The organism is Marinomonas balearica (genome assembly GCF_004362145.1).
GTDB lineage: Bacteria > Pseudomonadota > Gammaproteobacteria > Pseudomonadales > Marinomonadaceae > Marinomonas > Marinomonas balearica.
In genome coordinates this window covers 106,035-127,261 of sequence record NZ_SNXC01000016.1, presented here as the reverse complement: position 1 = coordinate 127,261, position 21,227 = coordinate 106,035, and the positions used below count along the sequence as shown (strand labels likewise).

20 protein-coding genes are annotated in these 21,227 nt (G+C 44.3%); 9 read left to right on the top strand and 11 right to left on the bottom strand.

The window, feature by feature from the left end; all coding sequences use genetic code 11:
* The first annotated feature begins 20 nt into the window (after positions 1-20).
* On the top strand, positions 21-338 hold the full coding sequence (locus DFP79_RS17295; RefSeq protein ID WP_133505198.1) for an antibiotic biosynthesis monooxygenase family protein: 318 nt from the start codon (positions 21-23) through the stop codon (positions 336-338).
* Positions 339-433: 95 nt separating this feature from the next.
* Here the strand turns inward: DFP79_RS17295 and DFP79_RS17290 are convergent, their stop codons facing one another.
* The 4 genes from DFP79_RS17290 to DFP79_RS17275 form a co-directional block, all read right to left on the bottom strand.
* Positions 434-847 carry a hypothetical protein gene (locus DFP79_RS17290; RefSeq protein ID WP_133505197.1) on the bottom strand — a complete coding sequence of 138 codons (414 nt, stop codon included), beginning with the start codon at positions 845-847 and terminating at the stop codon, positions 434-436.
* 66 nt (positions 848-913) lie between these two features.
* Complete coding sequence (locus DFP79_RS17285) at positions 914-1,270, bottom strand: GFA family protein (protein ID WP_243730307.1); 357 nt, start codon at positions 1,268-1,270, stop codon at positions 914-916.
* A gap of 39 nt (positions 1,271-1,309) precedes the next feature.
* Positions 1,310-2,164 carry a YDG/SRA domain-containing protein gene (locus DFP79_RS17280; protein ID WP_133505196.1) on the bottom strand — a complete coding sequence of 285 codons (855 nt, stop codon included), beginning with the start codon at positions 2,162-2,164 and terminating at the stop codon, positions 1,310-1,312.
* Between the two features lie 132 nt (positions 2,165-2,296).
* Entirely contained in the window at positions 2,297-3,124 is an 828-nt protein-coding gene (locus DFP79_RS17275) for a restriction endonuclease (RefSeq protein WP_133505195.1), read from the bottom strand.
* A 698-nt stretch (positions 3,125-3,822) separates the two neighbouring features.
* Between DFP79_RS17275 and argS the strand changes: the two genes are divergently transcribed.
* The 4 genes from argS (at position 3,823) to lhgO (ending at position 8,889) form a co-directional block, all read left to right on the top strand.
* A complete protein-coding gene (gene argS / locus DFP79_RS17270; protein WP_133505194.1) occupies positions 3,823-5,556 on the top strand; it encodes an arginine--tRNA ligase in 1,734 nt (577 codons plus the stop codon).
* 91 nt (positions 5,557-5,647) lie between these two features.
* Positions 5,648-6,544, top strand: coding sequence for a DMT family transporter (locus tag DFP79_RS17265; RefSeq protein ID WP_133505193.1), 897 nt, complete (start codon positions 5,648-5,650; stop codon positions 6,542-6,544).
* A 109-nt stretch (positions 6,545-6,653) separates the two neighbouring features.
* Complete coding sequence (locus DFP79_RS17260; RefSeq protein ID WP_133505192.1) at positions 6,654-7,631, top strand: asparaginase domain-containing protein; 978 nt, start codon at positions 6,654-6,656, stop codon at positions 7,629-7,631.
* A gap of 49 nt (positions 7,632-7,680) precedes the next feature.
* Positions 7,681-8,889 (top strand): L-2-hydroxyglutarate oxidase, encoded by a 1,209-nt coding sequence (gene lhgO / locus DFP79_RS17255; RefSeq protein WP_133505191.1) that lies wholly within the window; start codon positions 7,681-7,683, stop codon positions 8,887-8,889.
* On the opposite strand, the gene DFP79_RS17250 is transcribed toward lhgO, so the two are convergent.
* The 6 genes from DFP79_RS17250 to DFP79_RS17225 all read right to left on the bottom strand — a co-directional run bounded on the left by DFP79_RS17250 (position 8,886) and on the right by DFP79_RS17225 (position 14,992).
* A complete protein-coding gene (locus DFP79_RS17250; protein WP_133505190.1) occupies positions 8,886-9,512 on the bottom strand; it encodes a ubiquinone biosynthesis accessory factor UbiJ in 627 nt (208 codons plus the stop codon). The genes lhgO and DFP79_RS17250 overlap by 4 nt on opposite strands.
* 17 nt (positions 9,513-9,529) lie before the next feature.
* Entirely contained in the window at positions 9,530-9,907 is a 378-nt protein-coding gene (locus tag DFP79_RS17245) for a gamma-butyrobetaine hydroxylase family protein (protein WP_133505189.1), read from the bottom strand.
* A gap of 124 nt (positions 9,908-10,031) precedes the next feature.
* Positions 10,032-11,357 carry an ATP-dependent protease ATPase subunit HslU gene (hslU, locus tag DFP79_RS17240; protein ID WP_133505188.1) on the bottom strand — a complete coding sequence of 442 codons (1,326 nt, stop codon included), beginning with the start codon at positions 11,355-11,357 and terminating at the stop codon, positions 10,032-10,034.
* A gap of 31 nt (positions 11,358-11,388) precedes the next feature.
* The gene (gene hslV / locus DFP79_RS17235) at positions 11,389-11,940 is read right to left on the bottom strand and encodes an ATP-dependent protease subunit HslV (protein WP_133505187.1); all 552 of its coding nucleotides are present in this window, start codon (positions 11,938-11,940) and stop codon (positions 11,389-11,391) included.
* Positions 11,941-12,081: 141 nt separating this feature from the next.
* On the bottom strand, positions 12,082-12,702 hold the full coding sequence (locus DFP79_RS17230) for an SPOR domain-containing protein (protein ID WP_133505186.1): 621 nt from the start codon (positions 12,700-12,702) through the stop codon (positions 12,082-12,084).
* Positions 12,703-12,760: 58 nt separating this feature from the next.
* Positions 12,761-14,992 (bottom strand): primosomal protein N', encoded by a 2,232-nt coding sequence (locus tag DFP79_RS17225; RefSeq protein ID WP_133505185.1) that lies wholly within the window; start codon positions 14,990-14,992, stop codon positions 12,761-12,763.
* Positions 14,993-15,302: 310 nt separating this feature from the next.
* Here DFP79_RS17225 and rpmE point away from each other — a divergent pair, with 310 nt between their 5' ends.
* From rpmE to DFP79_RS17205, 4 genes are all read left to right on the top strand, one after another.
* Positions 15,303-15,518 (top strand): 50S ribosomal protein L31, encoded by a 216-nt coding sequence (gene rpmE, locus DFP79_RS17220; RefSeq protein ID WP_133505184.1) that lies wholly within the window; start codon positions 15,303-15,305, stop codon positions 15,516-15,518.
* Between the two features lie 8 nt (positions 15,519-15,526).
* Entirely contained in the window at positions 15,527-16,321 is a 795-nt protein-coding gene (locus DFP79_RS17215; RefSeq protein WP_133505183.1) for a thermonuclease family protein, read from the top strand.
* Positions 16,322-16,558: 237 nt separating this feature from the next.
* Complete coding sequence (locus tag DFP79_RS17210) at positions 16,559-17,827, top strand: malic enzyme-like NAD(P)-binding protein (protein ID WP_133505182.1); 1,269 nt, start codon at positions 16,559-16,561, stop codon at positions 17,825-17,827.
* Between the two features lie 134 nt (positions 17,828-17,961).
* On the top strand, positions 17,962-18,525 hold the full coding sequence (locus DFP79_RS17205) for an LOG family protein (RefSeq protein WP_133505181.1): 564 nt from the start codon (positions 17,962-17,964) through the stop codon (positions 18,523-18,525).
* 103 nt (positions 18,526-18,628) lie between these two features.
* Here the strand turns inward: DFP79_RS17205 and DFP79_RS17200 are convergent, their stop codons facing one another.
* Positions 18,629-21,103 carry a penicillin-binding protein 1A gene (locus DFP79_RS17200; RefSeq protein ID WP_133505180.1) on the bottom strand — a complete coding sequence of 825 codons (2,475 nt, stop codon included), beginning with the start codon at positions 21,101-21,103 and terminating at the stop codon, positions 18,629-18,631.
* Between the last annotated feature and the right edge of the window lie 124 nt (positions 21,104-21,227).

Below are 21,227 nucleotides of genomic sequence, written 5' to 3'. Positions count from 1 at the left end.
AGGTACCCAAAGGAGCAAAGATGACGCTTATAGCGAATACACCAACGCCGCCGTACTACGCAGTTATTTTTACATCCCTCCGAACGGAAGGTGATAACGGTTATAGTCAAATGACAGAGCGATTAGTCGAATTGGCATCAAAACAAACAGGTTTTTTAGGGATCGAGACCGCGCGAGAAAATGTTGGAATTACCGTTACATATTGGTCTGATCTTGAATCCATTAAACAATGGAAAGAGAATTCCGAGCACCAAGAAGCTCAAAGGCTTGGTCATGAGAAATGGTATTCATCATTCAAGACTCGTATATCTAAGGTCGAGTCTGACTATGGCATTTAACAAGACCACTTATTTGAAGGAAATCTAAAGCCGGCATAAATGGCTTGCGGCAAGTTTGAAGCGCAGAGGAAAACTTCCCCGAAAACAGCTCCTTGTTAACTTTTGACGCTCGCATAGCCTACCGACACAATTATTAAAAGCACCATTGCTAGCACCATGTATGAAAAAACAACTAAGAACCATCTATTGAAACGCTTAAGCCAACCATAAGCAGAGTTGAATATTGGTGACGCAGTTAAAGGCGGCAGATACACGCTAATAAAATCACGGCCATCACTTTCATCGTTGTACAGCTTCGATAAGCCGAAGACAAAAAACACTACAAACATTAGCGCACAGACTGCGCCTAATACCAAGCTGATAGTTGATTCGCTAGCTTCAGCCATAAGCAGAACAAATAGGCAGGCAATGATTCCTATGAACAAGCCGATCAACCACTTTTGGTAGTAGGATGGTTGTTTCTTAGGGAGCTTCGAGTTAATCAGCTCCAACGGATAATCTAATCTCATTTTATACTCGTGAAAGTTAACGCCGTGGTAATTTGACCATATTGTTATATGCTGATTTATTACACATTACTTCATCCCTGCACCGACAGTGGCACGAATAGGAGCAGCTGAAGGGTCAAAGTCTTCTAGGCAGAATACATTAACACCATAATAATCGGGTGTAACTCGCTTCCTATGGAACGGATAAATACCACATACCTTACAAAAGTAGTGTTCGGCTGTATGAGTATGGAATTGATAGGTAGTTAGCGAATCGGTGCCCGATAAAATGCGCATGGAATTTTCATGGACTTTAACCATAAGGGCATTTTTACGGATGCATGTAGAACAGTCACAAGTCGTTAACTCCGGTAGATCAGTATCGATCTCAAATTGAACTGTGCTGCAATGACATGACCCTTGGTAAGTTTTCATATTATCCATATAGTTTTCTTTCTTCCAACTTCCTTCTTCAGCGGCTTGTTATGCATTTTTATGATAATGCTCTCGATGGTATCTAATAAAGTCGATATTGATGAGGTGTTTTTTTACGACTCTAAGTTTACCCTTAATGCCAATTAACTCTAAATTATCGCTTATAGCAAAGCCTCCATTGTCAAACATAACATGATGGTTAGGGCATAAACATAAAAGGTTACTTTCTATATCAGGTCCGTTATGTGGTTCACCTAAAGGTTTAATGTGGGCTGCTTCAGCGTATAATCCTGCGCTAGTTTCAATAGCTACCCCACATACTTGGCATGTGTAGTTATGCCAAGATTTTACATTTTTAGCTTTTTGGTAGTTTCTTACAATACGATTGACCGTTGATGGTTTTCTACCAGGTGTATCATATTCGCCAGTTGGCTCTTTCACTATATAATCAGCAAGTGAACCCTTTTGAGCAATTAATCTGTACCTCCAAACTTTGTACCCCGACTTTCCTGTTTCGTACCAGTAGTTTTCTACATGATATAGTCCTGCATATCGGTAACCTTTGATTGGACTTAATTCATTTTTATGTTTGTGTCCACGAGTTACTCGGACAGGAAGGTTTTCTATTTTGCTTTTAGCTAAAGCTAGGTTTACACCATCTAGCTCTTGATCTGACACCTGTTTTCCGTTTTGTTGTCCTCCAGCGCCTGTATAAATAATGACGTCACCAAAATCTTCGTCATCCTCATACCCACCAGAAAGTACGATAGAATCGGCACCTTCATTTTTACCACCACTTATCCCTGCAACTAAAGGAGGGTGGACTTTAGCTTTAGCTAAAGACCCTCTATCATCAAAGATATCACCAGGACTAACTCCATTTATTTCACCGAAAGTGCGCATTTAAATCCTTATATGCATAACGCCCAGCTCTGCGGCTGGTAAAAGTGGAGGCGAAGCCGGAGCTTTTGCCAGTCCGACAGCAGCTGTTTGTTAGGGCTTTAGCGTACTCAGTGGGAGCGAGACAGCTACTTATCATAAGCACTCATCCTCTATAGGCGGCCCTTCTTCTCCTACGCCGCTAACCGGCTCAATATCGAAAATATACCCACCGAATAAGGAATTGAATTCCGCTTCGACATCCTGGAGGAACTCCAGAATAATACCTAATAAACCTCGAAATGTTGTGCAGTGCCATTCAATTCCAGGGGCGATTGAGGATAAAACATTCTTCTTGAATCCTTCCAAGTCTGACGGTACATCAAGTAGTGTTCCAGTGTTAAGTTTAGAGCTCAATGTCGGAAAATTGAACATCGAAAAAGTCATTGAGTGAACCATGTATTGTGAGCGTAAATGATCGAACTCTTTCTTTTTCTCTGGGGGTAACTTGTTGTATTCTTTGTCTCGATAACGATTAAACTCTTCGGTATATTGCAAGACACGATCAGCTGCATCACCAATCCGAGGGCAGAAATACCTCTTCCACCAAGCCTCGAAATATCTTTGTTGAAACTCTAAATAAGTTAGCCCAACGATATTCGTATTTCGTGTGTACTCCTTTGCTCCAGACTGGAGGCCATGTTTAGAAATAATAAATCCGATATTGGCGCCAGTCTCTCCCATGACTGTGGTAAAGGAATGTACAACCGACTGAGGTATAGTTTTACCCCAGTTCTTACATTCAACGATATATTTAATCTTATCTACGCTTTGGCCATCGATTGCCAGAACATCAACATTGACTAAGCCACGGGGTGTCACTAGATCTACTTCGACGTCTGCTGATAGACCTACATTTCGAAATATCCTACGGACGCCTAGTTGAAGGTCTTGCCATTTTTCGGGGTATGGGTCATCAATCATACTTAACTCAATAGATCCTTCAGTCTAGGTCAGAGCCCTAACATTTTATTAATAGGCATGCTCATTTATCCAGTCGGGTTATTTTGTCTTTCTTCCTAACCCTATGAACAAAAATAACTTTTCAACCCTCCCGAAAAAGCGAGCATTGAAAACGAGCATGCGCATATGTATTTATCGTTATGGCACACTATTTCGGCTATCCATTCACTATACTCCTGATACTAATACACTTTGAAAAAGCGTAATAGACAAAGCGAGAAGGTGAGTGTCATTCACCTCAGAAATAGTGTGCCATTTTTGAGGTGGGGCAAAAATAGATTGGAAATATACCCTTTTTTCTATTGGGTAACGCTGTGAGTAACTTCGATGTTGTGCAGGCAATTAACCCCATCCTAATCCTGCTAAGAGGAGGGAATACGATCATCCGCTGATGTTATGAGGCCGCCGTTTTTTAATTTTACGAGTTAGGGTACTCGCTCAAAAGCTTGAGCAAGTGCCCGTCAGTTTCAATATGCCGCAAAGGTTCTCTATCTTTCTCCTTGTGCATTTGCGCTTAGATAACTGTCCTAAAATCGGTTATCATATCGACCATTAACAAACACAAATTACAGCCCGCGTTTCGTTGTTACGAGGTGCGGGTTGTAACGTTTTGATTCTGCTCAAAAATATGGGCATAACCTCTACACAATAGGTTTTACGTGAATATTCAAACCCTTTTGAATCAACGCATTCAAGCAGCTATGGTCGCAGCGGGCGCACCAGAAGAATCTCCAGCATTGGTTCGTCAATCCGCTAAAGTACAGTTCGGCGATTATCAAGCAAACGGCATCATGGGTGTCGCTAAGAAACTGAAAACCAATCCTCGTGCATTTGCAGAACAGGTTCTGGAAAAGTTGGATCTAACCGATCTTGCAGATAAAGTTGAAATTGCAGGCCCGGGTTTCATTAATATCTTCCTGAATAACGCGTGGTTGGGCAAAGAGCAAAATAACTTACGCACAAGCGAGCGCCTAGACATTGCGACCGTATCACAACCAGAAACGGTCGTTGTTGATTATTCAGCACCTAACCTTGCTAAAGAAATGCACGTTGGTCATTTGCGTTCGACGGTCATTGGGGATGCGGTTGTGCGCTCTCTTGAGTTTTTAGGCCACAATGTGGTTCGTCAAAACCACGTAGGAGATTGGGGAACACAGTTCGGAATGCTCCTTGCCTACATGGAGCGCTTGCGTTCAGAAAACAGTGAAATCAGCATGGCGCTTTCGGATCTTGAAACCTTCTACCGTGAAGCTAAAAAATGCTTCGACGATGATGAAGCGTTTTCTGTTCGCGCTCGTGAGTTGGTTGTTCAACTTCAATCGGGTGCGCCGGAGTGCATCGCATTGTGGAACGATTTTATTAACATCTCGCTTGAGCACTGTGAAGAAACCTATCAGATGTTAGGCGTTTCTCTTGAGCGTAAAGACGTTATGCCTGAGAGTGCTTACAACGACGATCTTCAAAATGTAATCAATGACTTGGATGCAAAAGGTCTGATTAAAGAAGATCAGGGTGCGAAATGTGTGTTCCTTGAAGAGTTTGCGAATAAAGACGGCGAAATAACGCCTATCATCGTACAAAAAACAGGCGGTGGTTTCTTGTATGCGACGACAGATTTGGCTGCTGTTCGTCACCGTCACAAGGTCATTAAGGCGGATCGTGCGTTGTACTTTGTCGATGCGCGTCAATCGCTGCATTTTGATCAAATCTTTACTTTGTCTCGTAAAGCGGGCTTTGCGGATGATTCTATCAGCCTTGAACACATGCCATTTGGCACGGTAATGGGCAGTGATGGTAAGCCGTTTAAGACGCGTTCTGGCGGAGTTGCCAAACTGTCTGCCTTGCTTGAAGAAGCGCAAGAGCGTGCTTATAAGTTGGTTGCTTCCAAGAATCCAGAAATGTCTGAGGAAGAGCTTCGTAATATTGGTCGTGTTGTTGGTGTTGCGTCTGTGAAATATGCAGATTTATCCAAAAACCGCACCAGTGATTACGTCTTTAACTGGGACACTATGTTGAGTTTTGAAGGTAACACAGCACCTTACCTTCAATACGCGTATTCTCGCGTTGCCAGTATTGTACGTAATGCAGAGATAGACGTTGCTGAGTTACAGGGTGAGATCTCTATCGTTGAGAGCCAAGAACGTGCGCTTGCCGTTAAGCTGGTTCAGTTCGAAGAAGCGGTGCAGCAGGTTACAAATGAAGGTATGCCACACTTCTTATGTGCGTATCTGTACGAACTTGCAGGCACATTCATGAGCTTTTACGAGGCTTGTCCAATATTGAAAGCCGAAGAAGAAGTGAAAAACAGTCGTCTACAATTAGCGTTAAATACGGCTTCTACCTTGAAGCTTGGATTGTCATTGCTAGGCATCGAAACGCTTGAACGTATGTAAGGTGTAAATACACCGATTCAAACTTAGAGAATGCGGCGCTCATGTGAGTGCCGCTGTATCCATTCTCTAATAAAAAGAGAGGGAACTCGCCGTGCAGATTTTGTTTGTTTTATTGGTTTTGACTTGGTCAACTGGGTTTGTGGTTGGCAAGCTGATTGTTGGGCTAGTCGATCCCAATGTTTACTTAGCCATTCGGTTTGCTTTAACGGGGCTTTTCTTCCTCGTTGGCGCTTTGTTATTCAAACGCTCTTTCCCTTCCTTTTCTGAGTTACCAAAACACATTGTAGCGGGTGTTTTGCTCAATGGCCTTTATCTTGGCTTTGCTTATGTCGCTGTGGCACACGGGTTACCTGCCGGCGTGATGGCATTGATAGGCGCTTTCCAGCCAGTACTTGTCACGCTCTTAGCTTTTTTAATCGTGAAAGAAAAAACCTCTGTAATGGGGTTGATAGGCATGGCTGTTGCGATTTTAGGGTTGTATTTTGTTATTAGTCCCTCCCTTCATATCGAAGGCCACAGTTATGGCATTGATATGGTGTTGCTGGCGATATTAGCGATTTTCTGCCTTTCATTTGGCTCTGTGTATCAAAAGATGTCGATTTCTAAATCGGACATCGTCACAACGATGGCCATACAAAATTTGTCTGCGGCGGCGGTTTCGTGTGTGTTTGTTGTCGCTCTAGGTGAACAATTACTGATTATTAATACAACATCGCTCCTCTTATTTGCTTGGGGGATTTTTGTTCTTTCGTGCGGTGGCGTATTCCTACTTGTATGGTTGTACCGAAAAGTACCGGCTTCTCTTGTGTCTATGCTGATGCTTTTGGTGCCGCCATTAGCGGCCATAGAAAGCTATTTTATTTTCAACGAAGAGATGACGCCTCTGCAAATTGTTGGCGTCGTGACCACGGTGGCTGGGGTGTATATGAGCCGCCTGAACATAAAACTCGGATGGTTTAAGAAAGAGCTTTCAAAGCAGGCTCTTTGATGATGTCTTTTCACTGTCTGTTGTTTTAATAGCATATTTTAAGAAGCCCGCTAAAATACACTGCGTAATTTGGAATAGAAAACAAAGACGAGTGAGTAGAGACGAAACGATGAATATCTATATTGCCTATACTGGCGGAACGATTGGGATGAAAGAGTCAGACGACGGATTGATTCCCGATCCAGATTTCGCAGAAGTCCTTCAGAAACAGCTCGATGAGTTAGCGCCAACATCAAAAGAGAAGAACGAATACAGCGTTTATCGTTATCCTGAGCTGATTGACTCTTCCAATGCAACGCCTAATGAATGGCGTCAAATTGCATCAGATTTAGCGGGTAAATGGGATGAGTTTGATGCGTTCATCGTTCTTCATGGCACCGACACCATGGCGTATACCTCCTCTGCGTTATTCTATATGTTTGAAAATGCTTCCAAACCCATCATCGTAACGGGTTCTCAGGTGCCTATGTTTCAGGCTCGAACGGATGGTTTGAACAATGTATTGGGCGCGATTTCTGCATGCAATGAGCAGAAGAATGGCGTTTCGTTATTTTTCGGCAGTTCATTAATTAAAGGCAATCGCGCTCACAAGGCAAACACCACGGATTGGCAGGCCTTTAGTTCTCCAAACTATCCTGTTATTGGCACATTAGGCATTGATTGGGTATGGACGCCTCTCGTGAGTGAGCGTCAAGAGATGACAATGCAATTACCTGAGATGCAATCGGATGCGGTCACTCTGTTGCCCGTATTTCCGGGGGTGAGTGCAGACAATTGGTCGGGGCTTCTTAATGATCGTGTTAAAGGCGCTGTGCTGCTGTCTTATGGTGCAGGAAATGCTCCAGATAAAGATGACAAACTCTTGGCTATGCTAAGAGAAGCCACGGAGCGTGGTGTGTGTATCGTAAACGTCAGCCAATGTGGTGCTGGCTCGGTCGTTGCCGGAGCGTACGCTGCGGGTTCTGCTTTGGTGAAAGCGGGCGTGGTTTCAGGTCGAGATATGACCTATGAAGCCGCTTTTACTAAGCTTCACATTGCGATTGGTAAGGGCTTAGAAGGTTCGGCATTGAGAGCCGAATTTGAATAACCGTTAAAATTTTTCAGCAGAATGGTCTGATCGGAGATAATCGGCTTATATGACATACGATTACATTGTTATCGGCGGTGGGATTGTTGGAGTATCAACTGCGTGGCAATTACAGCAGCGTTATCCTGATAAGAAAGTGCTGCTGCTTGAAAAGGAAGCAGAGTATTCCAGACACCAAACGGGGCACAATAGTGGCGTTGTTCATGCTGGTGTTTATTATGCTCCCGGCAGTTTAAAGGCGAAATTTTGTAAGGCAGGCGTGAAGGCGACGATCGACTTTTGTGAAGCGCATAAGTTGCCTTATAACCAGTGTGGAAAGTTACTGGTGGCAACAACGCCGCTGGAAGCCGAGCGCATGAATGCGCTGTTTGAGCGTTGCCAGCAAAATGAAATCGAAGTTGAGCTGTTAAACGGTGAACAATTAAACGAGCGAGAGCCTAATATTAAAGGCTTGGGCGCGATTTATGTAAAATCCACTGCGATCGTTAATTATCAAGAAATCACTGTGAAAATGGCAAAGCGCTTTACTGAATTAGGCGGTGTAGCGCGTTTAAAGCACGATGTCGTTGAGCTGCGCGAAAACGATGACCTTATTACGGTAGGCGCGATTCACCAAGGGTGTGAAGTGGAATTTCAAGGAAAATTTCTGATCACCTGTTCTGGTTTAATGGCCGACAGAACCACAAAGATGTTGGGTATTAAAACGGATTTTCAAATTATTCCGTACCGTGGTGAATATTATCAACTTCCTAAAAAATACAATGAAATTGTAAACCACTTGATTTATCCGATTCCCGATCCCGATTTGCCTTTTCTTGGGGTGCACCTGACTCGCATGATAGACGGTTCTGTCACGGTTGGTCCTAATGCAGTGCAGGGCTGGAAACGAGAAGGTTATGGTCACATAAATATCAATTTACGCGATATTTTGGATATGGTGATGTTTCCTGGGTTTTGGCGAGTCACAAAAAAGCACTTCAAGAATGGCTTAACCGAAACAAAAAACTCGCTTTGGAAATCAGGCTATTTGAAACGTGTGCAAAAGTATTGCCCGCAAATTAGCCTAGAAGATTTACAGCCTTATCCAGCAGGTATTCGTGCGCAAGCTGTGATGCGAGATGGCACTTTAGTTCACGACTTTCTCTTTGCTGAAAGCCCTCGTAGTTTGCATGTCTGTAATGCCCCATCGCCAGCGGCAACATCGGCGATCCCCATTGGGGAATACATTGTAGATAAGGTGGATAAAAAGGCGGATTAAGCCTTTTTTTTGCGCTCAAACAATCTCATTTTTGCTTCAAACCGATCCAGTTGAACACCAAATCGTTCTAGATCATCCACAAGGTGGTCGAATTCGATTTTACTGGGCAGCAGTTGGCTGTTGCTTTGGAAGTGGTTCACTAATTGGATACGAGCTTGGGTTGAGATTTCTTTTGTGATTCCCCATTGGTAACGCAACAGGCGTGCAAGAGCACTGGCGGGCAGATCGCCGATGTAGTCAGCTAATACACCTTCCCAGTCTAACTCAAAGTTTTCGAGTACTTTGTGCAGTGTCATTAAGGCTTGGGCGTTGCCTTGTATTCTTAAATCTCCGTCGAAGAAACCATCTCCTTCGAGTAGCTTGCGGTAAGCACTGCTTGGGCCTTTTACATGAGTATCGAGTTTAGGGTCCAGTTCGATCTCTTCCATGCTTTCCGGTTTAAACAGCATAACGCCGGAATCATGAATGTGAATTTGAAGTATCAGATTAAAATCGTCTACCTCAAGAAAGATTTGTTGTCCTGACAGCTTAGTAAGACGTTCCAATGAAGGTGTATCTTGCTCAAGAGCGAGGTTGACGGTTTTTTCGATGGCGCTCAGTGCTGAAAGGCTAATGGAATGCATAGTAATCTTCTGGTGCTTTAAAGCTGGTGGATTTGTATAACGGAAGTGTCGCGTGTCTTACCGTCTTTTTCAAGGCGGGCCAGATACATTTGCCAAAGTTCTTCCTGATTTTTACCTATGTTGTGAAGGTATTCCCAAGAGTACAGTCCTGTATCGTGGCCATCGTCGAAGGTGATTTTGAGCGCGTAGTTCCCCGCTGCTTCAATGTTTTGAATCGCGACGTCTTTTTTACCAAATTGCAGGATAGGCAGTTGTTGTCCATGACCTCTCACTTCGGCAGAAGGCGAATGAACGCGTAAGTACTCAGCACTCAGTCGAAATGCTTGATTGTCGGAAAAGACGATCTCTAGTTCGCGTGATTTCTTATGATAGTGAATCTTCGTCGGAGTTAGCATTTTATCATGTCCAATATTTGCTTTTGACCTCTCCCTAGCGCTTTCGAGAAGGGAACAGAAAATATGTTAAATTATCGGTTATCTGCTCCTCCCTCTTAATAAGAGGGAGGTTGGGAGGGTTTACTTACAAGATATACTGACTTAGATCTTCGTCTTTAACCACTTCACCAAGTTGCTCATCAACGTAGGCTGCTGTGATGTCAATTTGTTGATCATCAGGCATATCACTTGCTGAGTACGAGACTTCTTCTAGCAAGCGCTCTAATACAGTGTGTAAGCGTCGAGCACCGATGTTTTCAACCGTTTCGTTTACCTGACAAGCAATCTCAGCAAGGCGAGTAATGCCTTCATCGGTAAAGTTTAGGTTGATGTTTTCTGTCTTAGCCAATGCAACGTACTGTTTGGTCAAGGATGCGCTTGGCTCAACCAAGATGCGTTTAAAGTCGTCGACCGTTAATGCATCGAGCTCAACACGAATCGGTAAGCGACCTTGAAGCTCAGGGATCAAATCCGACGGTTTTGTTAGGTGGAATGCACCAGATGCGATAAACAAAATGTGATCGGTTTTGATCATGCCGTATTTAGTCGTGACTGTGCAGCCTTCAACAAGAGGTAATAAATCTCGTTGTACGCCTTCACGAGAAACTTCGCCACTTGAGCGTTCGCCGCTTTTTGCGACTTTGTCGATTTCATCTAAGAAGACGATGCCGTTTTGTTCAACGGCTTCGACGGCACGTGCTTTTAGTTCGTCTTCATTGACGAGTTTCGCCGCTTCTTCATCGCGAACCTGACGGAAAGCGTCTTTTACTTTTAGCTTACGGCGTTTTTTACGATCGTTGCCCATGCTAGAGAACATGTTCTGCAACTGACTTGTCATTTCTTCCATGCCTGGAGGTGCCATGATCTCAACACCGACTGGCGTTTCAGAAACATCAATGTCGATTTCTTTGTCGTCGAGTTGACCTTCTCGCAGTTTTTTACGGAAGATTTGGCGTGTATTGCTTTCAGTATTTAGCTCTGGATCGCCGCCACGAGCAGGAGGTAACAATGCATCAAGGATGCGATCTTCCGCTGCGTCTTCTGCTTTGTGGCGCATGCGAGAGGTCTCTTGCTCGCGCAGCATCTTAATTGCCATCTCGACCAAATCACGGATGATGGATTCAACATCGCGGCCAACGTAACCTACCTCTGTAAATTTCGTTGCTTCAATCTTGATAAACGGTGCGTTAGACAGCTTTGCTAGGCGACGGGCAATTTCTGTTTTACCCACACCCGTAGGGCCGATCATTAGAATGTTTTTCGGCGTGACTTCTGCTCGCATCTCTTCAGGCAGTTGCATACGACGCCAGCGATTTCGCAGTGCAATAGCAACGGCTCTTTTTGCACTTTGTTGGCCTATGATGTGTTGGTCTAATGCGTTGACGGTTTCTCTTGGCGTCATATTGCTCATAGTCAGTCTCTTTAAATCTGAATCTTTTAAGTTAGTTAGTCTGGTCTTCTAGCGCGGCGTCTATCGCAATGGTTTCAATCGTTAGATTGTGGTTTGTGAAGACACAAATGTCCGCCGCGATATTAAGACTTTTCTCAACAATATCTTGTGCGCTCAAGTCTGTATTATCGATTAAAGCGCGGGCCGCTGCTTCAGCATAGTTGCCGCCAGAACCAATGGCCAATGCGCCATGTTGTGGTTCAACCACATCGCCAGTACCTGTAATAATGAGCGTGTTGTCTTTGTTCGCAACAACCAGCATTGCTTCAAGCTTGCGCAGTGCTTTATCTGATCGCCAGTCTTTGGCCAAATCTACAGCAGCGCGCACTAAGTGGCCTTGGTGTTTTTCCAGTTGACCTTCAAATCGTTCAAATAACGTAAAAGCGTCGGCAGTACCGCCAGCAAAACCAGCGATGACTTCCCCTTTGTATAGACGGCGCACTTTACGTGCATTGCCTTTCATTACTGTGTTGCCTAGTGAGACTTGACCGTCTCCACCAACCACTACTTCGTTTTCTTTACGGACGGTTAAAATCGTAGTCATGTATTACTCCCGTTTCATTGATAAACAAAATGGGGGCGTCTGAGGGGATTTCAAGCCGATGGGAAACAAGTTCCTCATCGGCTGTTATTGGAATTGAGCGGTTGAATTGCGTTGTTTTGTTCGCGAGGAGGGCGCTTTACTTTATTTTCCCTCCGGACGAGGGATTTTATATGTGTAGGACTCGATACCTTTGGTAACTAACTTATCTTGAGCGCGGCTTTTTTCTGAACGAGAAAGGTAAGGCCCAACTGTAACACGATACCAAGGTGCGCCATTCTTACCTGTGGTTTCGCGAATAGAGGCAGGTAAGCCAGATAATATCAACTCTGCCCTAAGTCGATCCGCATCTGCTGAGCTTCTGAAAGAGGCTGCTTGAAGCATGTATAGGAAGTCCTGTTGGCCACGGGGTTCATATTCGTAAGCATCCACATGACTGGTATCGACTTCACTGTCTTGAAGTATTTGATAAAATTCAAATTTCTCTTTTTTAGTATCAGCAACATCCTTTGATGTTTTTTCTTTCGGCTTAGAAACGGCTTTTGGTTTCACAGGAGCCGGTGCCGGTTTCTTAGGCGCTGGTTCCTCTACTGGTGTGGGTGATGCCGCAGTTTGATCGACCTGACTCAACTGTATTAATCCATAGATAAAGCCTAGGACAATTGCCGGCACAAGTAACCACATCCACCATGAGGTTTTTCGTTTCGGTATTGTTGTTGCTTTTCTCGTTGCGCCCTTACGAGGACGGCTTCCTTTTGTTGCCATGAGTGAAGTAAATTACCTGTTAAACGATCGATTATGAGCGCACATTATGCGCATATGCTCAGTAAGTTTCTAGTGGATCGACATCAATTGCAAAGCGAATTTTTTGAGTTCTCGATTCTTGCTCCAGCCATTGGCTTGCTATTGAGGTCAATCGATGCAAATTCCCCCGTTGCGGACTTTTTATACTCAGTAGCGCTCTGTGTTGTCCTGCCTTGCGTACAATAATGGCAGAATAAGGACCCACGAACCCAATCCCTGCTTCGCAATAAGGCATTAGCATTTCTCTTAAGTTCTTAAGGAATTGAGTCGCTTCCCATTCGTTTGCAGATTCCGCTCGGATAATAATTTGATGGTAAAATGGAGGTAAAGCCAGTGCGATTCGCTCTTGTAAGTTTTCTGATGCAAATTCTTCGTAGCTGCGTTCGCACAAGCATTCAATAGCATCATGATCAGGGTGATAGGTTTGCAAGAGTACTTGACCGGGTTTGCTTGCTCGGCCTGCACGCCCAGAAACTTGAGTAATCAATTGAGCGGTTCGTTCCATCCCTCTGAAATCCGCGGAAAAAAGCCCAGCATCAGCGTCCATTACCACGACCAAGGTAACATTAGGAAAGTGGTGACCCTTGGCGATCATTTGCGTGCCAACCAATATGGCTTGATCGTGCTCATGTATTTTTTGTGTGATTTGCGTCATTGCGGATTTGCGTTGCGTGCTGTCACGGTCAATGCGCAATATTGGGGTGTCTTTAAATATGGGGATTAATGCCGCTTCTACTTGCTCTGTGCCTTCGCCCACCGTAAAGAGTTCTCGTGAGTGACATTCAGGGCATTCAAAAACGAGTGCTTTATGGTGATCGCAGTGATGGCAGTGGAGTTTGTTTGCTTTCCTGTGAACCGTCATATTGACGTCGCAATGGTCACAGGCGGCAATCCAGCCACATTGATGACACATTAATGTCGGGGCGTAACCTCGGCGATTTAAAAATACCAACACCTGTTCTTTTCGAGCCAGACATTGTTTCATTTTTTCTAGGGTGTATTCGCTTAGCCCGTGGATGAGTGATTGGCCTCGAAGGTCGACTCGTTCAATGGTCGGCATCTGTGCACTTCCGGCACGGGTTCTAAGTTTTAACCAAGCAAACTTGGTTTGTCTGGCATTGTTAAGTGACTCAAACGAAGGTGTTGCCGACGCTAATAATACTGGCGCATTTACAGATTGAGCTTTTTTTATGGCTAAATCTCTAGCGTGATATCGAAAGCCGTCTTGTTGTTTGTAGGATGCGTCGTGCTCTTCATCTATGATGATCATTCCTAGATTTTTAATCGGCATGAAGATCGATGAACGTGTCCCAATAATGACTTTTGCATGACCTTGACGACAGAGTAACCATGCATCTAGACGTTCTCGGTCTGTCATGTTGGAATGCATTAAAACAATGTCGGTATCCAATCGGTTTTCAAAACGTTTCAGCGTTTGTGGCGTTAAGCCAATCTCAGGAACCATGACCAGAATTTGCTTGTCTTGTTTTATGAGCTTATCGATAACACGTAAAAAAACTTCTGTTTTACCACTGCCTGTAATGCCATCTAACAAGGAGACATGAAATTGATTTGCATGCTCTAGAATATGATCGGTCGCAATACGCTGCTCGTCGTTCAACACCGGAGGGACTTGTTTTTGATGAGCATGAGTTTCTGCCATTTTTAAAAATTGGCGTTGTTCTCTGTATACGAGGTGTTTCTCCTCTAAACTTTTTCCTGCGGCGGGCGCTAGCCCGAGCAGAGAAACAACCTGCTGGCTTAATCCATTTTGATGTTGCTGTACGGCCTTCAAGAATTCGACTTGGCGCGGTGCACGCTTTAAATCGTCTAATTGGGTTTGTGATCCTGCTTCTGTCGCAAACCACCACGTCTCTGTTCTAAAATCTGCCGATTCGCCTTTACGCAATAAAACCGGTAAGGCATGAAAAAGCACCTCACCTATCGGGTGGTGATAATATCGAGCGGCCCATTCACACAGCGAAAAAGTTTCTTCATTGAGTGCGGGTGAGTCATCGAGTAGAGCACTGAGCGGTTTAATTTGCGCATCGCTCCATTGTGATTCTTCCGCAAGTGCTTCGATAATGCCAATGCGCTGGCTTTTACCAAAAGGGACTTTAACACGCATTCCCGGTTTTAGATGGTGGCGTACTGCAATCGCTTTGGGGACTTTATAGTCGAATGTACGCCGCATAGGTACAGGTAGCGCTACTTTTATGTAGGGTTGTGGTGTAAGCAATGTTTCCTGCATTTAAAACTAAAACCTTGGTTTATATGGAAAAAGTGTAAGCTCCGGCATATCGTTGTGAGTGTACGCCAGCCGTGGCCTCTGTGCGAGTGTGATATTGCAGTTAAATCACAGTAAAAAAACGCTTGCTGAATTGTTAATCAATCCCTAAAATACGGCACTCTTTGGCACCACTGCGTGTTTAATGCGCGACGAATCGTGCGGTGCTTGGCAAAAAAAGCAATCCAATTTATTGGCAGTGCATTAACGAACTGCTTATTTATTCATTGTTGATTGACTAAGTGGCGGCACACCAAACTTTAAGGTAAAAACAATGCAAAAAGATATTCATCCAAAATACGATACTGTTACTGCAACTTGTACTTGTGGTAACAAACTTACTCTTAACTCGACTCTAGGCCAAGACCTACACATCGATGTTTGCTCTCAGTGTCACCCATTCTACACTGGTCAGCAAAAAATGGTTGATACTGGTGGTCGTGTTGATCGCTTCAACAAGCGTTTCGGAGCTCGTCGTTCAACTAAATAATACGTTGAATGAAGCACTATTTTCGAAAAAAGCGCCAAGTTATCTTGGCGCTTTTTTTATGTCTGATTGTTTTTGAAAGTTTTGGTCAGACTGTAACTTTTGATCCCTTGTGCCGAGCGCACGGCCAGTTAACATTGGCAACGGTCAAACGTGTTGTCGACGGCGATACCGTGTATTTTGATGACGGTAAAAAAGTCCGGCTGGTGGGGGTAAATACGCCAGAGTTGGATCATAAAAGCGGGCAACATGAACCGTTTGCGCTGGAAGCCAAACGCTATCTTAAGTCGTTGATCGGCCATAAAGTGTATTGGCAAGCATCACGAAATGACGAAGATAGATATGGTCGAAAGTTGTACTATTTATTTGATAATGATCGTATTTCTATAGCGAGTCGGTTAATATCGAAAGGACTAGGTTATCGTATTGCGATCCCTCCAAATACAGAGTATCAGGATTGTTTGATCCGATCGGAGTGGAATGCGCGTAAGGCTCTTAAGGGACTGTGGCGAGCACCTCAAAATTGGCAGCCAAAAGCTGGCTTTACAAAGGTTTCGGTAACCATTACTTCAATCACCCGAAATAGGGGCGGTTGGTGGCTAGAGACGAATCAGGATCTAGTGATTAATTTGCCAAGGCTGGTATCGGAATTATGGTCCGAGCAAGATGTTTATTCGCTTAAAAATAAGCGCATAGAAGCCAGAGGCTGGCAACATCAGCGTAATAGTCAGTCGCAAAGATTTAAATCGTGGGTGCTCATTGTGAAACATCCCAATGATTTGCTGGATGTGTCGTCTGACGCTTAGCGGCATTCGTGTGTGAGTATAATCATTATAAGGTGGTTAAACTTTGAAAGGCACCGAAAGATGAACTATTCTGGCATCCATAATTAGAGGGCGTGTCGTATGAACGAATTCGAAGCCCCGTTAGCTACAAGTTAAAGTGAATAGCTAAAATAATAAAGAGCAAATTGTGAGTCTTCCAATATAAGCCGCAATATTGACTCTCAAATTCATTACACCTAAAGAGACGGAAACATCAAAATGGCAGAAGATTTAAAACAAGCCGCACTTGAATACCATGAGAATCCTGTTCCTGGTAAATTGAATATCACGATTAGCAAGCCAACTGCTACTGCTCGTGACCTTTCTTTGGCATACAGCCCGGGTGTTGCGGAGCCTTGCCGTGAAATTGCAAAAGATCCTGAAACTGCTTACCGCTACACGGGTAAAGGTAACCTTGTTGCGGTTATCTCTGATGGTTCAGCAGTATTAGGTCTAGGAAACATTGGACCTCTAGCAAGTAAGCCAGTAATGGAAGGTAAAGGCGTGTTGTTCAAACGCTTTGCTGGTGTTAACTCTGTTGACGTTGAAGTGGAATCTGAAAGCCCACAAGCGTTTATTGATACGGTTGCACGTATTGCGAATACGTACGGTGGTATTAACCTTGAAGATATCAAAGCGCCTGAGTGTTTTGAAATTGAACGTGAGTTGATCGAACGTTGTAATATCCCTGTTTTCCATGATGATCAGCACGGTACAGCAATCGTTACTGCTGCGGGTCTATTAAACGCGCTTGAGCTTCAAGAGAAGAACATTGCAGACGCTAAAATCGTTTGTCTTGGAGCAGGTGCGGCAGCAACAGCATGTATGAAACTGATCATTGCATGTGGCGCTCAAAGTGAAAACATTTACGTACTTGACCGTAAAGGCGTTATTCACTCTGGTCGTGACGACCTAAACAAATACAAGTCAATGTTTGCGATCGATACCGATGCGCGCACATTGGATGATGCTATCGATGGCGCTGATGTATTCATCGGTGTATCGGGTCCGGATCTACTTTCTGGTGACCAATTGAAAAAAATGGCACCGAAGCCAGTTGTATTTGCATGTTCTAACCCTGATCCAGAAATCAGCCCTGAAGTTGCACACTCAGTTCGTGACGATTTGATCATGGCGACAGGTCGTTCTGATTACCCGAACCAGGTAAACAACGTTCTTGGCTTCCCATTCATCTTCCGTGGCGCGCTAGATGTTCGTGCAACTAAGATCAATGAAGAAATGAAAGTAGCAGCAGTTAACGCACTGAAAGATCTAGCGAAAGAGCCAGCTCCTCAGGACGTAATTGAAGCATACGGCGGCGGTGCATTGGAATTCGGTAAAGAATATATCTTGCCTAAGCCAATGGATTCTCGCTTGCTAACAGAAGTTTCTGGCGCAGTTGCTAAAGCGGCAGTAGATTCTGGTGTTGCGACTCTACCTTACCCAGATTTCTACCCACTAGAAAGTTTGGATCGCTTTGAATCATAAGGTTTAAAGTGATTATAAAAAAGCGATGCTGAGCATCGCTTTTTTTTCGTCTGCATTTTGTCAAATCGCTTATTTAACGTATTGTTAGCAAACATATGCTAGAAAACACACAGTTGAACTGTTAGAGGTTGTTTATGAAAGTCGCCGTGTTTTGTGGATCGAGTTTAGGGCACTCAAAAGAATATGAAAACGCTGTCATAGAGTTAGGTGCCTATTTCGCGCAGAATGGAATAGAAGTGATATACGGAGGAGGTAATGTCGGATTGATGCGGGTTATTGCTGACTCGGTGTTGGCATTCGGTGGCAAGGTGACTGGCGTTATTCCCACGCATTTAGAGCAGAAGGAAATTGCGCATCCGGATTTAACGAAATTGTATGTTGTGAAAGACATGCATGAGCGGAAAGCAAAAATGGCGGAACTGGCAGATGCGTTTGTTGCGTTACCGGGTGGAGTTGGCACTTTAGAAGAAATATTCGAAGTTTATACGTGGGCTCAAATAGGCTTACATCGTAAACCGTGCGCATTTTACAACGTAAATGGCTATTACGACCTTATGATTGAAATGATCGCAAGTATGCGCAATGAAGGGTTTGTAAAGGCGCCATATGTCGAGATGCTGATCGAAGAAAGCCAACCTGAAGCGCTTATTAAAGCTTTTGAGTGCTATGAAGCGCCGCAAGAAAAGTGGAGCAACTAGCAACGCCTTGTAGCATTATTAGGGGCGTTCCGTCTAATTGCTCACAGAAAAGCTAGAAGGCTCCACGTGCCTTCCTTACGCATACTGACTGCTAGAATAAGAGCTAGAAAAGGTTTTCAAGCGCTGATTCTGTTTTCTCTTCTCGTTGTGTTTCACTTACGGTCGATTGAGGCTCGGTTTTCTGAACGGCAACGACACGTTTAGCGGGCACATTCGTCTTTCTGAATACTTCAAAGATGGCGTTCTTTTGCCCTGGTAACGCCCGCTCGCCGGATTTCGGATCAATACGCACGGTAACCAGTGAAGATGGTTTATCAATGTATGACTTGGGCTCTTCATCAAGTACATGGCGCATGTAAGAGATCCAAGAGGGTAAGGAAACTGAACCACCCCATTCTCCGCGTCCAAGCGGTGAAGAGTTATCAAACCCACTCCATACTGAGGTTACAACCTGACCATTAAAACCAGAGAACCAAGCATCTCGGCCGTCGTTCGTTGTTCCTGTTTTTCCTGCGATATCATCCCGTTTAAGCACTCGCGCTCTGCGGCCTGTACCGTATTTTATGACATCACGCATGATGTCATAAATGATGTATGCGACTTCTGGGTCAAGCACTCGTGGTGCAACGGGAAGCGTTGAGAAGTTGCCTGCTACGTTAAAGAGCCCCATTTGGCTTTCGTCCTCAGAGGCTTTTTCAAGCAGCGTACATTGTTTACATACCGTCATGGGTTCAGATTGGAACAGTAACTTTCCATTTCTGTCTTCAACGCGTGCAATCAAGTGGGGCTGTACTCGGAATCCACCGTTTGAAAAGACGGCATAGCCTGTTGCTATTTGAAGTGGGGACAAATTCGCACTGCCCAATGACAGAGAAAGGTTATGAGGCAATTTTTCTGGATTGAAGCCAAATCGGCGTAAGAATTCCAGTGTGGGTTTAATGCCCATTTCATCGAGTAAGCGAACAGAAACCACATTTTGCGAACGGTATAGGGCTTGTCTCAAACGGGTTGGGCCGTAAAATTTACCGCCGTCGTTTGTCGGGCGCCAAGCAGTAGCTAAGTTTTTATCATGGAACACAACCGGGGCGTCATTGATGATGCTTGCCGCAGTATAGCCGCGACTTAGCGCGCTGGAATAAACAAAGGGTTTAAAATTCGAGCCGGGTTGGCGCTTGGATTGAGTAACTCGGTTAAACTTGTTCTCATAGTAATCGAATCCGCCGACCAAAGATTGAATCGCGCCGTTATGGCTATCTAGCGACACGAGAGCGCTCTGTGCAGCGGGTGTTTGTGCTAGCCGCCAAGTTTGAACCTTCTCTCCTGTTTCTTCTGTAGTAGTCTCTATTGGTCTAAGCTGGACGATGTCGCCAGAGACAAGAATGTCTGCGGTAGTTTTAGGTTCGGGGCCGGTTTTGTTTTCGTCTATATAGGGTTTTGCCCATTTCAGTGCATCCCATGACAGGGTAATTTGATCGCCATTCTCTAAACGCGCATCAAGTGTTTGTTCTTCTGTTTGGATGACGATGGCGGTTTGCCAGCCTTTTACGTTTGATATTGCTTTCAGTTCTTTTGTTTGTTCTTTTAAATCCGCCGCTATTAAGTCTGGACGTGATTCTAAAGGCCCACGATAGCCATGACGCTCATCGTAGCTTAATACGCCATTGTAGATGGCTTTGTTCGCGGCTTCTTGCCGATCAGAAATAATCGTTGTATAGACTTTTAACCCTTCGTTATACAGATCTTTGCCAAACGTTTCATAGAGTTCTGAGCGAACCATTTCCGATACGTAGCTCGCTTCAATGTCTGGCGATACACCGTGATTTTTCGCAGAAACAGGTGCCTCAACGGCGTCTTGATAAGACAGCTTTTCAATCATGCCAAGTGACAGCATGCGTTGCAGTATCCAATTGCGTCGAATCAAAGCTCTCGATGGGTTGACGATAGGGTTATACAAAGAGGGGGCTTTAGGTAAGCCTGCAATCATTGCCAGTTGAGCCAAGTTGAGCTCGGCTAGTGGTTTTCCGTAATACACTTGAGCAGCTGCTTCAAACCCGTATGCCCGTTTACCCAAGTAAATTTTGTTTACGTATAACTCCAGAATTTCCTGTTTAGAAAGTTCTTGTTCCATTTTTAATGAAATAAGTATTTCGGTGAATTTTCGGGTGAACGTTTGCTCAAAAGAGAGGAAATAGTTTCGAGCGACCTGCATTGTGATGGTACTACCACCGCCACGAATACGCCCTGAGCTGACTAATTGAAAGGCTGCGCGAGCCATACCCATTATGTCGATTCCTGGGTGATGGTAGAAGTTGGTGTCTTCCGCAGCCAATATCGCGTTTTCTAGGTTTTTAGGAATTTCGTCAAAGTTGATTGGAGTGCGTCGCTGCTCTCCGTATTCGCCGATTAACTTGGCGTCTGCTGTATAAATACGCAACGGGATTTGAAGCTCGATGTCTTTTAATTCTGCAACGGTAGGTATTTTGTCTTTCACTTGGTAGTACATCCCAATTGCAATACCTGCAGCGGCTAATGTACCTAGAATTCCCAGACCAAGAAAAATTTTAATAAACTTTGACATATCTACCCATATATTCAGAAATCGAAAGCGCGCGCCATTATAGCGGAAAAAGTATACAGCACGCTGGTTTAGTTTTGGGGGAAATCGTGTATTCTTGTTACCCTTTTTTATGTATCGAGCTGCG

Excerpts from the sequence above, each read along its gene's own strand:
- DFP79_RS17225 (WP_133505185.1), bottom strand. The coding sequence starts at position 14,992 with ATGCAGGAAACATTGCTTACACCACAACCCTACATAAAAGTAGCGCTA.
- DFP79_RS17205 (WP_133505181.1), top strand. The coding sequence starts at position 17,962 with ATGAAAGTCGCCGTGTTTTGTGGATCGAGTTTAGGGCACTCAAAAGAA.
- hslU (WP_133505188.1), bottom strand. The coding sequence starts at position 11,357 with ATGAGCAATATGACGCCAAGAGAAACCGTCAACGCATTAGACCAACAC.
- DFP79_RS17250 (WP_133505190.1), bottom strand. The coding sequence starts at position 9,512 with ATGCATTCCATTAGCCTTTCAGCACTGAGCGCCATCGAAAAAACCGTC.
- DFP79_RS17230 (WP_133505186.1), bottom strand. The coding sequence starts at position 12,702 with ATGGCAACAAAAGGAAGCCGTCCTCGTAAGGGCGCAACGAGAAAAGCA.
- DFP79_RS17290 (WP_133505197.1), bottom strand. The coding sequence starts at position 847 with ATGAGATTAGATTATCCGTTGGAGCTGATTAACTCGAAGCTCCCTAAG.
- DFP79_RS17295 (WP_133505198.1), top strand. The coding sequence starts at position 21 with ATGACGCTTATAGCGAATACACCAACGCCGCCGTACTACGCAGTTATT.
- hslV (WP_133505187.1), bottom strand. The coding sequence starts at position 11,940 with ATGACTACGATTTTAACCGTCCGTAAAGAAAACGAAGTAGTGGTTGGT.
- DFP79_RS17260 (WP_133505192.1), top strand. The coding sequence starts at position 6,654 with ATGAATATCTATATTGCCTATACTGGCGGAACGATTGGGATGAAAGAG.
- rpmE (WP_133505184.1), top strand. The coding sequence starts at position 15,303 with ATGCAAAAAGATATTCATCCAAAATACGATACTGTTACTGCAACTTGT.
- DFP79_RS17215 (WP_133505183.1), top strand. The coding sequence starts at position 15,527 with ATGAAGCACTATTTTCGAAAAAAGCGCCAAGTTATCTTGGCGCTTTTT.
- DFP79_RS17285 (WP_243730307.1), bottom strand. The coding sequence starts at position 1,270 with ATGGATAATATGAAAACTTACCAAGGGTCATGTCATTGCAGCACAGTT.
- DFP79_RS17245 (WP_133505189.1), bottom strand. The coding sequence starts at position 9,907 with ATGCTAACTCCGACGAAGATTCACTATCATAAGAAATCACGCGAACTA.
- DFP79_RS17280 (WP_133505196.1), bottom strand. The coding sequence starts at position 2,164 with ATGCGCACTTTCGGTGAAATAAATGGAGTTAGTCCTGGTGATATCTTT.
- DFP79_RS17275 (WP_133505195.1), bottom strand. The coding sequence starts at position 3,124 with ATGATTGATGACCCATACCCCGAAAAATGGCAAGACCTTCAACTAGGC.
- DFP79_RS17210 (WP_133505182.1), top strand. The coding sequence starts at position 16,559 with ATGGCAGAAGATTTAAAACAAGCCGCACTTGAATACCATGAGAATCCT.
- DFP79_RS17200 (WP_133505180.1), bottom strand. The coding sequence starts at position 21,103 with ATGTCAAAGTTTATTAAAATTTTTCTTGGTCTGGGAATTCTAGGTACA.
- lhgO (WP_133505191.1), top strand. The coding sequence starts at position 7,681 with ATGACATACGATTACATTGTTATCGGCGGTGGGATTGTTGGAGTATCA.